General features: G+C 40.6%; 12 protein-coding genes. 11 read left to right on the top strand and 1 reads right to left on the bottom strand.

What is annotated here, in order from left to right:
- The first annotated feature begins 2 nt into the window (after positions 1-2).
- The 7 genes from AC503W_RS12655 to AC503W_RS12625 all read left to right on the top strand — a co-directional run bounded on the left by AC503W_RS12655 (position 3) and on the right by AC503W_RS12625 (position 8,651).
- A complete protein-coding gene (locus tag AC503W_RS12655) occupies positions 3-830 on the top strand; it encodes a TlyA family RNA methyltransferase (protein WP_402869399.1) in 828 nt (275 codons plus the stop codon).
- A gap of 334 nt (positions 831-1,164) precedes the next feature.
- Entirely contained in the window at positions 1,165-1,614 is a 450-nt protein-coding gene (ahrC, locus tag AC503W_RS12650; RefSeq protein WP_402869397.1) for a transcriptional regulator AhrC/ArgR, read from the top strand.
- Positions 1,615-1,636: 22 nt separating this feature from the next.
- Complete coding sequence (gene recN / locus AC503W_RS12645; protein WP_402869395.1) at positions 1,637-3,352, top strand: DNA repair protein RecN; 1,716 nt, start codon at positions 1,637-1,639, stop codon at positions 3,350-3,352.
- Positions 3,353-3,505: 153 nt separating this feature from the next.
- A complete protein-coding gene (spoIVB, locus tag AC503W_RS12640; RefSeq protein ID WP_402869393.1) occupies positions 3,506-4,807 on the top strand; it encodes a SpoIVB peptidase in 1,302 nt (433 codons plus the stop codon).
- 311 nt (positions 4,808-5,118) lie between these two features.
- On the top strand, positions 5,119-5,910 hold the full coding sequence (gene spo0A, locus AC503W_RS12635) for a sporulation transcription factor Spo0A (protein ID WP_402869392.1): 792 nt from the start codon (positions 5,119-5,121) through the stop codon (positions 5,908-5,910).
- 357 nt (positions 5,911-6,267) lie between these two features.
- Positions 6,268-7,845 (top strand): flagellar assembly protein A, encoded by a 1,578-nt coding sequence (locus tag AC503W_RS12630; protein WP_402956579.1) that lies wholly within the window; start codon positions 6,268-6,270, stop codon positions 7,843-7,845.
- A gap of 74 nt (positions 7,846-7,919) precedes the next feature.
- Complete coding sequence (locus AC503W_RS12625; RefSeq protein WP_494914342.1) at positions 7,920-8,651, top strand: glycerophosphodiester phosphodiesterase; 732 nt, start codon at positions 7,920-7,922, stop codon at positions 8,649-8,651.
- A 45-nt stretch (positions 8,652-8,696) separates the two neighbouring features.
- Here AC503W_RS12625 and AC503W_RS12620 read toward each other — a convergent pair whose 3' ends face one another.
- Positions 8,697-8,933: a DUF2627 domain-containing protein gene (locus AC503W_RS12620; protein ID WP_402869389.1), complete on the bottom strand. Its 237-nt coding sequence runs from the start codon at positions 8,931-8,933 to the stop codon at positions 8,697-8,699.
- 173 nt (positions 8,934-9,106) lie between these two features.
- On the opposite strand from AC503W_RS12620, the gene AC503W_RS12615 reads away from it, so the two are divergent.
- The 4 genes from AC503W_RS12615 (at position 9,107) to AC503W_RS12600 (ending at position 15,165) form a co-directional block, all read left to right on the top strand.
- The gene (locus AC503W_RS12615; RefSeq protein ID WP_494914340.1) at positions 9,107-11,173 is read left to right on the top strand and encodes a sigma 54-interacting transcriptional regulator; all 2,067 of its coding nucleotides are present in this window, start codon (positions 9,107-9,109) and stop codon (positions 11,171-11,173) included.
- Between the two features lie 385 nt (positions 11,174-11,558).
- A complete protein-coding gene (gene bcd, locus AC503W_RS12610; RefSeq protein WP_402869385.1) occupies positions 11,559-12,656 on the top strand; it encodes a branched-chain amino acid dehydrogenase in 1,098 nt (365 codons plus the stop codon).
- Between the two features lie 69 nt (positions 12,657-12,725).
- Positions 12,726-14,147: a dihydrolipoyl dehydrogenase gene (gene lpdA, locus AC503W_RS12605; RefSeq protein ID WP_494914338.1), complete on the top strand. Its 1,422-nt coding sequence runs from the start codon at positions 12,726-12,728 to the stop codon at positions 14,145-14,147.
- A 22-nt stretch (positions 14,148-14,169) separates the two neighbouring features.
- Entirely contained in the window at positions 14,170-15,165 is a 996-nt protein-coding gene (locus tag AC503W_RS12600) for a thiamine pyrophosphate-dependent dehydrogenase E1 component subunit alpha (RefSeq protein ID WP_402869882.1), read from the top strand.
- Positions 15,166-15,168 lie beyond the last annotated feature (3 nt).

The following is a 15,168-nucleotide window of genomic DNA, read 5'->3' as shown; positions in this document are numbered from 1 at the left end:
ATATGAAAGTAGCGAAAGAAAGATTAGATGTTTTATTAGTAGAACAAGGATTGGCCGAAACGCGTGAAAAAGCAAAGCGTATGGTGATGGCTGGGCTTGTCTATGCAAATGAAGAAAGATATGAAAAACCAGGGGAAAAAGTGCCGGTTGATCTTGAATTGACGATAAAAGGGAAAGTGATGCCTTATGTATCAAGAGGTGGTCTTAAACTTGAGAAGGCATTGAAAGAATTTGATTTACACGTCGATGGAAAGATCCTTCTGGATATCGGCTCATCCACTGGGGGCTTTACCGATTGTGCTTTACAGAATGGCGCCATCATGTCTTATGCTCTTGATGTTGGCTATAATCAACTTGCATGGAAGCTAAGACAAGATGAGCGGGTTAAGGTCATGGAACGGACTAATTTCCGCTATGTCACACCTGCTGATTTAGATGGACAGATGCCTAACTTTGCAAGCATTGATGTATCTTTCATCTCGCTCACTTTGATTTTACCTGTGTTAAAAACCTTGCTTGTTCCAAAAAGCGACGTCGTGGCACTTGTAAAACCTCAATTTGAAGCGGGGAAGGGTCAAGTTGGCAAAAAAGGGATTGTCCGTGAGCCTAAAATTCATAAAGAAGTGTTGAACAAGATTATTTCCTTTGCACAAATGGAAGGATACGATATTAAAGATGCTTCTTTCTCTCCTATTACTGGTGGGGACGGCAACATAGAATTTCTGCTCCATTTATTTTGGGAGGGCCCAAAAGAAGTGGGAGATATGCTACTATCCAAAACGGTGGATGATATCGTTGGGGAAGCTCATGCCCAATTTAAAAAAGAATAGATAAGTCTTCGTATGGCTCCTTTGGCTGAATGGTTAGCTAAAGGAGCTTTTTTTCTTGAAATGGTTCATGTTCATGCACCAAGGTTTAGAAAAGTATGCAAAGAAAGTTTTAGTACAAAATAAGGGATAAGAAATGTATATTAGAGAAAAAAGTTGTACAATTGTATAAAAATCCGCTAACATTAATATTAGCCTCTTTCTTCGACGGTTTTCTTGTGTGTTAGGGACGTTTGTGAGGATTAGGAAAAGCAAAGCAATTACATATGGTCAGCTTGCTAAAGTTAGGGCAACGATGATAATTAAAATGAGCAACAGTTGAGAGGTGCTTCTACTTATGAATAAAGGACAGCGTCATATAAAAATAAGGGAAATAATTACGAATAATGATATTGAGACACAGGACGATTTAGTGGAAGAACTTAAAAATGCGGGGTATAACGTTACACAAGCAACTGTTTCAAGAGACATTAAGGAACTTCACCTTGTAAAGATACCGTTATCTGACGGCAGGTATAAATACAGCTTACCGGCTGACCAACGTTTTAATCCATTACAGAAATTAAAAAGAATGCTGGTTGATGCTTTTGTTCGCATTGACGCTGCAAATAATTTGCTAGTCATGAAGATGTTACCAGGTAATGCCCAAGCAATTTGTGCACTGATAGATAATTTGAATTGGCAAGAAATACTCGGAACCATCGGCGGTGATGATACATGTTTAATTATTTGCCGTTCTGAAGAAGACGCAAAGATCATTTCCGGCAAATTCTTGGACATGCTCTAATATTTTGAAGAGGTGATCTAGATTGTTAACAGAACTTTCGATTAGGAATTTTGCGATCATTGATAGCCTGTCCGTTTCTTTTGAAACAGGATTGACGGTATTAACGGGGGAAACTGGGGCAGGAAAATCCATTATCATTGATGCCGTGCATCTATTGGTTGGAGGGCGTGGTTCGGCAGAATTCATACGCCATGGTGAATCGAAGGCTGAGATAGAAGGCCTATTTCAAATAGAAGATGATACCCATCCGGTATTTGTTAAGGCGAAAGAATTTGGCATCGATATGAACGATGGAATGGCTATCCTGCGAAGGGACATTTCACTGAGTGGTAAAAGTGTATGCAGGGTCAATGGAAAATTGGTTACGATCGCGATATTGCGAGAGATAGGGCGAACATTAATCGATATTCATGGTCAGCATGAACATCAGGAATTAATGGATGAACGACTTCATCTTCCATTGCTGGACCAGTTTGGCGGGGAAAAAATCGCGGCCGCACTTGCTGAATACCAAAAGCTATATAAGAATTATGAAATGACATCCAAGCAGTTAAATAATTTGAGCCAGAACGAACAGCAAATGGTCCATCGATTAGATTTGATCCAGTTTCAGTCCGATGAAATCCAAAACGCGGAGTTAAAGCTCCATGAAGATGAAGAGTTGATGGAAGAACGAAAAAGGATCAACAATTTCGAGAAGATTCATGAGGCCCTCCAGACAAGTTATAATGCCTTAAATGGAGAGCAACATGCCGTGGATTGGCTTTCAGTAGCCATGAGTAATATGGAGGAAGCGGCCAACTTGGATGAAGCACTGAAAAAAAGCTCCGAAACCGTCTCAAATAGTTATTTCCTGCTTGAGGAAGCGGTTTCTACTATTAGAGATCAATTGGATTCCTTGGATTACGATACGGAACGGGTGGAGTTCATCGAAAGCCGCCTAAATGAAATTAACCAATTGAAGCGAAAATATGGGCGCAGCATCGAAGAGATTTTAGAGTATGGTGCAGGTATTGAAGAAGAAATCGAAAAGCTTCAAAATCGGGAAAGTCATATCTTAAAACTGGAAAAGGAACTTAAATCTATAAAGGCGGATTTAATTATTGAAGCGAAAAATCTGTCTGAGCTCAGACAAACATTCGCCCAGCAATTAACGAAGAGCATTCATCAGGAATTAAAGGATCTATATATGGAAAAGACCATATTCGAACCACATTTTCATCAAACGGCCTATACTTTTGATGAGCTATCAGAACGTGGGATTAATCAATCTGGTCTCGATAACATGGAATTTTATATATCCACCAATCCTGGTGAACCTTTAAAACCATTGTCAAAGATTGCATCTGGAGGAGAGTTGTCCCGGATTATGTTGGCGATGAAAAGTATTTTCTCCAAGCACCAAGGGATTACCTCCATCATTTTTGATGAGGTAGACACAGGTGTAAGTGGCCGGGTGGCTCAATCCATTGCCGAAAAAATCTACAAAGTGGCCACGGGTTCCCAAGTGCTTTGCATTTCCCATTTACCTCAGGTTGCCGCGATGGCGGATACTCATCTATTCATCGCCAAGAATGTGAGGGCCGGTCGTACCAACACTTCGGTGAAGCCTCTGGTAGAAACCGAAAAAATCCGAGAAATTGGCCGGATGATATCCGGTGTCGAGATAACGGATTTAACCAAACAGCATGCCAATGAATTGATTCAGCTTGCTAAAAAGATGAAAATCACTTCATGATGTTTCTAAGTAAGAAGGTATCATAATTTATCATAAGCATTCATTGTAAAGCTATCCAAAAACGGATAGCTTTTATTTTGTCCAGCTGTTATAAATGATTGTCATGAGGGCTAAATTAAAGGGGTAGCCATAAAGTTTTAGAGAGCGAGGAGAGTGAATGGATTGAAATTAGTATGGATCAACAGAATCATCGGTGGAATTCTCCTTGTTTCGCTATTAACATTAGGGTTATACCAGCCATTTCGTGAATATTTTTTAATTCCAAATCAGCTTGTACTCTTTGAGGGTAGTCACTATAGTATTTCCAAGTCATTACCTGTTTCAGCAAAAGCTTCAGATTCAAGTCAAGGAATTTCGGTCCATGATGAGAAAGCCTCCATTACACTAGGTGCCGAAAAGCCAGGTACGAACGAGGTGTTGCTTGATGTGGCAGGCTTACCTGCCAAGAAGGTTGATATAAGAGTGCTGAAAGATTTTAAAGTCATCCCCGGTGGGCAGTCAATAGGGGTTAAACTTAACACGTTGGGTGTGCTCGTGGTCGGTCATCATCTTGTTGATACACCTCAAGGAAAAAAATCCCCTGGTGAAAAAGCAAAAGTGGAAGTCGGGGACATCATTACGGAAATCAATGGCCAAACAATAAAAAAGATGGGCGACGTCACTCCTTTTGTCCAGCAGGCAGGTGAAAAGGGAGAACCGTTGAAGATCGTGATCAATCGTGATAATGAAGTGCTTCACAGTTCGCTCATGCCTCTAAAAGATAAAAATGAAGGAATCTTCAAATTAGGTCTGTATATCCGTGATTCAGCAGCGGGTATCGGGACGATGACATTTTATCACCCGGATACGAAAAAGTATGGTGCATTGGGACATGTCATATCGGATATGGATACAAAAAAACCAATCGTCGTGAAAGATGGGCAGATTGTACAATCAATGGTCACTTCCATCGAAAAGGGGAGTAATGGGGACCCAGGAGAAAAATTGGCGCGTTTTTCGGCTAACAGAGAAAAAATAGGTAACATTAATCGTAATAGTCCTTTTGGGATTTTTGGGAAACTAAATCAAGATTTCAAAAATGGTGTTATGGATAAGGCATTACCCATCACCCTTTCTCACCAGGTGAAGGAAGGGCCAGCCAAAATTCTTACGGTGGTGGATGGTTCAGAAGTAGAAGCCTTTGATGTGGAAATAGTCAGCTCCATTCCACAAAAGTTTCCTGCAATTAAAGGAATGGTTCTAAAAGTGACTGATAAAGAATTACTCAAAAAAACGGGCGGGATCGTTCAAGGAATGAGTGGCAGCCCAATCATACAAAATGGTAAATTAATCGGTGCCGTTACCCATGTATTTGTCAATGATCCTACAAGCGGATATGGAGTCCATATTGAATGGATGTTAAACGAAGCCGGTATCAATATATATGACAAAGAGGATTATGAGAAAGCAAGCTAACCATCGAAGGTATCCAACTGGATACCTTTTTTTACTTGGTTCAATATCAATGGCAACTAAAATGATTTATCTTGGAAAAGAGGTTTTTTGAAAGAAATGTGATAAAATGAAAATAAATGAAGATTTTTCGACAAAGCAGTTCTTCAGGTAGCAAACGAAGTCGAAAACAAGAGATATCCGGAGAATAATATTGAATTCCTTTTATTTTTTCGAAAATAAAAGGAATTTAGTTTCCATTGTCGAAAAGTTCAATTACAATAGAATTTAGTCATATAGAAAAAAGACCATTGTAGTTGAGGAGGAAATCAAGAGTGAAAAAAATCAAGGTATGCGTGGTAGATGATAATAGAGAGCTGGTTGGTCTTCTGGAAGAATACATTTCTGCACAAGATGACATGGAAGTAATCGGTGTTGCACATAATGGTCAAGATTGCATGGGGATGCTAGAAAGCGTTGATCCGGATATTTTGATTCTTGACATTATTATGCCTCATTTAGACGGATTAGGGGTATTGGAAAAACTTCGTGAAGTTAAACGGGGAAACATGCCTAATGTAATTATGCTTACTGCATTCGGTCAAGAAGATGTTACGAAGAAGGCTGTGGACTTAGGCGCTTCATATTTCATCCTGAAACCTTTCGATATGGAGAACTTGTCCAACCATATACGTCAAGTGAGCAACAAAGGACAGTCAGTTCTAAAGAACCATAGTCAGTTTAGTTACCGTCCTCAAAATGAGTCAAAACCGAAAAACCTTGATGCAAGTATCACAAGCATTATCCACGAAATTGGAGTGCCGGCACACATTAAGGGATATCTATATTTAAGGGAAGCCATTTCAATGGTTTATAATGATATTGAGTTATTGGGATCCATAACAAAAGTGCTGTATCCGGATATCGCGAAAAAATATAATACAACGGCTAGCCGGGTTGAACGTGCCATCCGTCATGCCATAGAAGTGGCATGGAGTCGTGGGAATATCGAATCGATTTCGTCTTTATTTGGTTATACCGTCAGCATGACAAAGGCGAAACCTACGAATTCCGAATTCATTGCGATGGTCGCAGATAAGCTACGTCTTGAACACAAAGCTTCTTGACAGGGTTAGGGGATACGGATTGTTTTTAATGAACAACTGACCATAAAGAGGCTAGAGCCGCTAAATAAAATATAGTAGAACTCGTGGCGCTTTTAAGTTGATAAGGTGTAGTTGTCTTTTTTTAGGCAAGTATGAGTAAGTCCATGAGTTTTTTATATTAAACGCCTTTTATTTATTGGATTATTCCTGAAGAATCCAATAAATAAAAGGCGTTTTTGTTTGGATATAGGGCTTCATATAGGATGAGTTTTTGCAAATATCAAATTACTTAGTAAAATATGTATGTTTTTAGATTTTTTTATGAGATTATGGCTTATAATTATAGGTATATATTCGTAGGCACGAGGAGGAAAGTTTGTGATTTATGAAGAAAATCAATATTTCATCTTGGAAATGGAAGAAGAAATAGTATATATGACCGTTTTTCAAAAAGGTTTTTCCATTCTGCAATTGAATCCAATCCTGAATAAATATCCACAAATCTCACTGGATAATTTTAAAGATTTAAAGGATGCACTTATACAGGCTAGCGGGGAAAAAATCAAAGTGGGTAAACAAAAACCACTCTTGGAGTGGAAGATAGCGGAAGACAAGCTGACAGCAAGTGTAAAGATTAATTGTTCTGCGGATTATTTGATGAATCACCAGTCAGAAATAGTGGGGATGATTTTACAGGATCTACAACGTGAGAATATTTCAGAAGGAATCTTAATGCATGTCTTGCAAAATCAGTTACAAGTGAAAGAATCAATTGTTGTGGCTAAAGGCATTGAGCCGGTTCATGGAACGGATGCTGTGGTCACCTATTACAAAAGGTCGGATAGAAAGCCTGCGATACGGGAGGATGGAAAGGCCGATTATTACGATATGAATTTCCTTGATGAAGTAAAAAAGGGAGAGTGGCTTGGTGAAAAGACCCCTCCTACAGAAGGGACGATGGGAAGGTCCATTACAGGGGACTTTGTTCTCGCACAGAAGGGGAAAAATAAAAAGCTTCAATATGACCAAAAAACTGTGGAGGCAATTGAAAGTGAGGGTAAAATCGTTCTCAGGGCCATGACAGATGGAGTGGTGGAGTTCAAAGGCGGGAAAATCAGTGTAGGAAATCACCTTGTCATTGAGGGGGATGTCGGAATCGAAACAGGTAATATCGAATTCGAAGGAAGCGTTACCATAAAAGGATCGGTTCTTGACAATTTTTCGGTAACCGCAACCAAGGATATATCCATTTTAAGTGAGCTGGGGATAAGTAATGTAAAAGGAATTTATTCGAAAAAGGGGGATGTATTCATTAAAGGTGGTATTTTTGGAAAAGGGGTTTCCGAAATCTCTGCAGGTAGAAATATTTACGTAAAGCATGCTAATGAAAGCCATTTACATGCAGGGGAAAGCATACATATCGGATATTATTCGCTTGGAAGTTTTCTGAAAGCAAAAAATATCTATACAGATGAAAAGAAAGGAAAATTGATTGGGGGCGTTATTGAAGCTCATGGAAAAGTCAGGGCTGCCGTCATCGGGAATAGAATGGAACGGAAGACTATCGTAAATGTACAGGGCTTTAATCGTATGAATTTAAAAGAGGAATTGAATGAAACTTTACTCCGTTATAAGGCAAAGGTTCAAGAGCTGGAATTAATGAAGGAAAAGCTGGAGGTCTATGAAATGTTCGTCGGACAATTGAATGTTTCGCAAAATTATCAATATGAACATACCAAAGAACAGCTTGAACGCTTGAATGGTGAGATTTTTCAAATCGATGAAAAACGTAAATCATTGATGGATACACTTGAATCCAAGGGGGATGGGGAAATTACCATCGGGCAAATGGCATTTCCTGATACTCGACTGCAAATTAAAAGCATGGAGAAAAAATTGAACGACTTAACAAAAGGAACGTTCTATGCGGAAAATAATTATTTGCATTTTGATTAATCTTAAATTAATATCCGACTGCGCCTTTTCATAAAATTGAAGATCTACTGAAATTTTTGTGGGGGGCAGTTTTTATGACGTTAATTTTCGCACACCGAGGATCGGCAGGAACCCATCCTGAAAATACGATGATGGCTTTCCGAGAGGCTGCTCGTGTTGGAGCGGAGGGAATTGAAATGGATGTGCAGCTTTCAAAGGATGGCGAAGTAGTCGTTATTCACGACGAAAAGCTTGATCGAACCACAGGTGTCTCTGGCTTTGTGAAAGACAGGACATTAAAAGAGTTGCAAACCTTGAATGCGGCTTCATCCTATGCGGATAAAGGGTGTGAAGAGCGAATTCCTACGCTTGATGGACTGTTGAAGTGGTTGTACCATACCCATCTCTTTTGCATTATTGAGTTGAAGAACACCTTTTTTATGTATCCGGGACTAGAAGCAAAGGTCATTAGGCTCATCCGGGCGTATGAGATGGAAGAACGAATCATTATTTCTTCCTTTAATCATTATAGTCTGGTTTTTTGCCATCAGTTGGCACCAGAAATAGAAACCGCACCATTGTACCGGGAATTTATGTATATGCCTTGGGTATATGCACGTGCGATTGGTGGAAGTGCGATACATCCTAGTATCCGATCAGCCCCAGACTCGATCATTCAATCTTCCATGGACGATGGGATCCTGGTTCGGCCCTATACCGTTAATAAAGAAGAAGATATGAAGCGGTTATTCAAATTGGGTTGCAGTGCCATCATCACTGATTTTCCGGAAAAAGCAAAAATAGTAAGGGCAAATTATGAAAAGTAAAAAAAACAGGGGGCCATGTGATTCATGCCCCCTTGTTCGACGTGTTTAAAATTTGTTAAATCTACTTTGAACTTTGTCTTTTTTACGATCCCGGTGAAGAATAAACCCTGCGATAAAGGCTATCCCTCCTATCGTTATCAGCAGTCCAATTAAAAATTGGATCCAAAGCATGGGATAGGGAGGTTGGAGAATGCCGAATACCATATCCCGCATTATCTTAATTCCGTACGCGGCAAATGCTCCCGGGATAAAAAGGATGGAAAAAGCGATTAAACGTTTCATGTGTCAAGTCCCTTCCAGAAATTCCATATAAAAAATGATAAAGGATAATATATTTTTGTCAAGTATGGGTAATTGAGAAAATCATTGGAATGTGTGAACGGTCATTTTGGAATCAATATGGTAAAATCAAAGATATCATAGGCGGGAACTTACTATCGCAGAAGGAGGAAGTCATGCAAAAGGTGATGATCGTTGGTGGAGGAAAAGGGGGCAGTGCTGTATTGGAGCTCCTACTGGAAAGCAAAACCCTTTTCATTGATTGTATGGCTGATACGAATGAGGCTGCTGAAGGGATCCTGGCTGCAAAGGCACGAAAAATTTGTACAGTATCAAATTGGGAAAGTGCGATGGATAGGGAATTGGATATCATTATTGATACAACCGGTGACCCTGCTGTTTTTAAGGAGATAAAAAAGAAGACAGGACAGCAATCAATCCTGGTTCCTGGTAGTGTAGCCCATATTCTTGTTAATCTCATCGAAGAGAAGAATCATCTGATTAATAAGTTGGAAAATTCATCCTCCATAATGGACTTGATATTGAATGCAGCGAGTGAGGGCATGTTAGTGATCAATAAGGACGGCTATGTCACCTTATTCAATCATAATGCTGAACGAATAACCAATACAAAACGGGAAACGGTAATTGGCCGACATATCCTCGATCTTGTTCCTTCCAGTGGGTTATTAAGGGTGATGGAGACGAGGGAACGAGAAGAAAACCAACATATTTCCATCAGTAAATCGGGTATGGATTTCATTACGTCCAGGATTCCCTTGGTAAGTCACGAAAATGAAATGATAGGCGCATTCTCGCTGTTTAAGAAAAGAACGGAAGCGGAAGCGGTAAAACTAGCTGAACAAATAACGGATTTAAAAGAGATTCAGACCATGCTTGAGGCCATCATTCAGTCTAGTGATGAAGCAATTTCGGTGGTGGACGAACGGGGATATGGTTTATTGATCAATCCAGCCTACTCTAGGATAACAGGATTGACGAAAAATCAAGTAATTGGCAAACCGGCTGCCATTGATATTTATGAAGGGGAAAGCATGCATATGAAGGTCCTTAAGACTAGAAAGCCTGTTCGCGGAGTTAACATGCGTGTTGGTCCTAAACATAAGGAAGTAATTGTGAATGTTGCACCAATCATTGTTGAAGGAGTATTGAAAGGAAGCGTTGGAGTCATTCATGACGTTTCTGAAATTCAATCGTTAACTCATGAATTGAACCGTGCAAGGCAAATCATCCGTACTCTTCAGGCAAAATATTCTTTTGATGATATCATTGGCACTTCGGAAGAGATGAAGTTACCTATCGATCAGGCTAAATTGTCTGCGAGAACCCCTGCTACCGTTCTATTAAGAGGTGAATCAGGAACAGGCAAGGAACTGTTTGCCCATGCTATCCATAATGAAAGTGATCGAAAGTTCAATAAATTCGTCCGTGTTAATTGCGCAGCAATTTCGGAATCTTTGTTGGAAAGTGAGCTATTCGGGTATGAAGAGGGTGCTTTTACGGGAGCAAGAAGAGGCGGAAAAACCGGACTGTTTGAGGAGGCCAACCATGGAAGTATATTTTTGGATGAAATCGGTGAGTTGCCGGCGAGTATCCAGGCTAAATTACTTCGGGTTCTCCAGGAACAAGAACTGATAAGGGTGGGTGGTACCAATCCCATACCTATTAATGTCAGGGTGATCGCTGCAACCAACATTAACCTTGAACAAGCCATAGTAAAAGGGACATTCCGTGAAGATCTTTATTTCCGTTTGAACCGGATGCCCATTTTCATCGCCCCATTGCGGAAGCGAAAGGGAGATATAAAAGAACTGGCAGAACATTTGATTCACAAGATCAACCAGGAATACGGGCGAAGCATCGAAGGAATTACAGATGAAGCAATTCATAAAATGCAAATGTATAATTGGCCAGGTAATGTTCGGGAACTGGAAAATATCCTGGGTAGAGCAATTATCTTCATGAAGTTAACCGAGACCATCATGGATGTCCAACACATTCCGGACTTTATTGAAGATAACATTCCTTTAATACAAGAGAAATCATTAAGAAATGAAGCGTACGTATCGGGAGAAACGCTCATGGAAATAATGGACAGGTATGAAGCGAAGGTTATTCAAGAGGCGATATATACGTATAAGGGGAACAAAACCCTTACAGCAAAGGCGCTTGGCATTTCAGTCAGAAGTTTATATTACAAAATGGAGAAAATGGGAGTGTGAAAAAAAATGCATGCAAATAATTGCATAGTGTGCAAAAAAATGCACGTTCTTGGCGTTTATTATTCTTCGATAAGCAGATGGAATGTATTAAATTAAAAAACTTATAGGATTGGATTTCTCTTCTGCTTCCACGTTTTACATCAATTCCCACTCCCTTTTCACAGGAATATATCCACCATATTTATTTTGTTGGCATGTAATTTGCATGTTATTGAATGGAATATGGATTTTTTGGGTAACAAATCGCGAAATGCGCACTATCATATAGGCAAGAGAACACTAATTAACAATTTGACTTTAACCTTTATATGTCAGAAAAGAATGAGGATAAAGGATGGGCCTCTCTTTTTTGGCAATTTTGAAAACATCTGAGGGGGATTCCATTATGGAAATTTTCAACTATTTAGAACGATATGACTATGAGCAGCTATTATTTTGTCAAGATAAACAATCAGGTTTAAAAGCGATCATCGCGATACATGATACCACACTTGGCCCAGCCCTTGGTGGTACTCGCATGTGGACATATGCTTCAGAAGAAGAAGCCATAGAAGATGCGCTAAGACTTTCAAAAGGAATGACTTATAAAAACGCGGCAGCAGGCTTGAATCTAGGTGGTGGAAAAACCGTGATTATCGGAGATCCACGTAAAGACAAAAATGAAGAAATGTTTAGGGCATTCGGTAGGTATATCCAGGGATTGAATGGCCGCTATATTACTGCCGAAGATGTCGGAACCACAGTGGAAGATATGGACCTTATTCATGAAGAAACAGATTATGTCACAGGCATTTCACCTGAGTTCGGTTCATCAGGGAACCCTTCGCCGGTCACCGCTTATGGTGTGTACCGGGGCATGAAAGCAGCGGCAAAGGAAGCATTCGGAAGTGATTCCTTGGAAGGAAAGGTGATTGCCGTTCAGGGGGTAGGGAATGTAGCTTATAATCTATGCCGTCACCTGAATGAAGAAGGAGCGAGACTGATTGTCACTGATATTAATAAAGAGAGTGTAAATCGTGCTGTTGAAACATTTGGTGCCAAAGCTGTAAACCCGGATGAGATTTATGGAGTGGACTGTGATATTTATGCACCTTGTGCATTAGGGGCTGTCATAAATGATGGAACAATCGGTAAAATCAAGGCAAAGGTGATTGCAGGCGCGGCCAATAACCAGTTAAAGGAACCGATTCATGGGGACCAAATACATGAAAAAGGAATCATTTATGCACCTGATTATGTCATTAATGCGGGCGGTGTCATTAATGTTGCGGATGAACTGAAAGGGTACAATCGGGAAAGAGCCTTGAAAAAAGTTGAAGGTGTTTATGATAGCATTGAAAGAGTCATTGAAATAGCAAAACGGGATAAAATCCCGACCTATAAAGCAGCTGATAGAATGGCAGAAGAGCGGATTGAAAGAATGAGAAATTCCAGAAGTCAATTTTTACGAGACGAGAAACATATCTTGAACCGACGTAGATGAGTTAAAAAACAACTTGGATTCCTGTGTTATCAGGATGGACATGGGAATTTCCAACAAGGAGGAATGAACATGGCTGAAGAATATGATCTTGTCATTCTTGGCGGAGGAACCGGAGGGTATGTTGCAGCAATAAGGGCGGCACAGCTTGGTTTAAAAACGGCAGTCGTTGAAAAAGAAAAGGTAGGCGGGACATGTTTACATAAAGGCTGTATTCCTTCCAAAGCTTTGCTAAGAAGTGCAGAGGTTTACCAAACGGCTATCAAAAGTGAGGAATTCGGTATTTTCACAGAAAACGTGAATGTGGATTTCAGCAAAGTCCAGGAACGGAAAAACAAGGTGGTCGACCAGCTTTATAGAGGGGTCCAGCACTTGATGAAGCAAGGTAAGATCCACGTTTACGAAGGAATAGGCCGAATACTTGGACCTTCCATCTTTTCACCAATGCCAGGAACAATTTCCGTGGAAATGAATAATGGTAGTGAAAATGAAATGCTGATTCCACAAAATATCATCATTGCTACCGGTTCACGCCCAAAATCATTACCAGGTTTATCGATTGATGGGGATATTGTCCTTTCTTCCGATGAAGCACTTCAGCTAGACAGCTTGCCAAAATCAATCATTATAGTTGGTGGAGGCGTGATAGGTATTGAATGGGCCTCGATGTTAAATGACTTTGGCGTGGAAGTAACGGTACTAGAATATGCAGATAAAATCATTCCCACAGAAGATCATGAAATTTCGGATGAAATGCTTCGCTTATTGAAGAAAAAAGGCATTACTTTTCATACAGGCGCTAAGGTGTTGCCAGAGACGCTGAAAAAAGATAAATCAGTGTCCATCACTGCAGAAATCAACGGAAAACTCGAGGAGTTCGAGGCAGATAAACTATTGGTTTCCGTTGGAAGAATGGCTAATCTTGAATCGATTGGTTTGGATAATACGGATATCGTCATTGAAAATGGATATATTGTCACCAATGAATTTTTCCAAACGAAAGAGACGCATATGTACGCGATTGGAGATTGCATCGGCGGTTTGCAGTTGGCCCATGTTGCTTCACATGAGGGATTGACGGCAGTTGAACACATGGCAGGAAAAAAACCGGAAAAGATCGACTATTCGCTTATATCGAAATGCATCTACTCCAGTCCAGAAGCAGCAAGCGTCGGCATGACAGAGGAACAGGCCAAAAAAGATGGATATGAATTGAAAATTGGAAAGTTTCCATTCCGGGCTGTCGGTAAAGCCCTTGTTTATGGGGAATCGGATGGATTTGTCAAAATCATCTCGGATAAAAGAACGAATGATATTCTGGGTGTCCACATGATTGGTCCGCATGTTACGGATATGATTTCCGAAGCTGGCCTGGCAAAGGTACTGGATGCCACCCCTTGGGAAGTGGCAAAGACGATTCACCCCCATCCGAGTCTTTCGGAAGCAATCGGAGAGGCAGCTCTCGCAGTGGATGGCCTTGCCATTCACTCATAAAAAAGGAGGAGGTTTTTTGATAATGGTGGAAACACGTCATGAACAATTGGGCTTGAATGATGAAACTGTATTAGATATGTATCGGACCATGCTGCTGTCACGTAGGATGGATGAGCGGATGTGGCTGTTGAACCGTTCAGGGAAAATTCCTTTTGTGATTTCCTGCCAAGGGCAAGAAGCTGCACAGGTTGGAGCTGCATTTGCCTTGGATCGGCAAAAGGATTACGTATTGCCTTATTATCGGGACGTCGGAGTCGTCTTGTCATTTGGAATGACGGCGAAAGAATTGATGCTATCAGGATTTGCCAAAGCCGAGGATCCCAATTCCGGGGGAAGGCAAATGCCAGGTCACTTTGGACAAAAGAAAAACCGGATCGTTACGGGTTCTTCTCCGGTAACTACACAGGTACCACATGCAGTGGGAATTGCCCTTGCAGGGAAAATGGAAGGAAAGGATTTGGTGACATTCGTCACGTTTGGGGAAGGTTCATCCAATCAAGGTGATTTTCATGAAGGGGCCAACTTTGCAGGCGTCCATAAGCTTCCAGTCATCTTTATGTGTGAAAACAACCAATACGCCATATCCGTTCCTATATCCAAACAGCTTTCCTGTGAAAAGGTATCGGACCGGGCAATTGGATACGGCATGCCTGGAATCACGGTGGATGGCAATGATCCGTTGGAGGTATATAAAGCGGTTAAAGAAGCGGCTGATCGCGCTCGTAGAGGAGAAGGCCCCACTTTAGTTGAAACCGTTTCATATAGGCTGACTCCCCATTCAAGTGATGACGATGACCGCAGTTATCGTGAAGCTGAAGAAGTGGCTGAAGCGAAAACAAAAGATTCCATCATGACTTTTGGAGCGTATTTAAAGGAAGCGGGTATCATGGATGAAACCCTTGAAAAACAACTTAATGATGAAGTGATGAAAATAGTGAACGAAGCTACAGATTACGCCGAACATGCTCCATATCCGAAAGCTGAAAGCGCTATGGATCATGTTTACGAACAAAAGTAAGGG

The organism is Peribacillus suis (assembly GCF_059384845.1).
The sequence above is the reverse complement of the archived record's forward strand: the minus strand, read 5'-3'. Positions and strand labels throughout refer to the sequence as shown.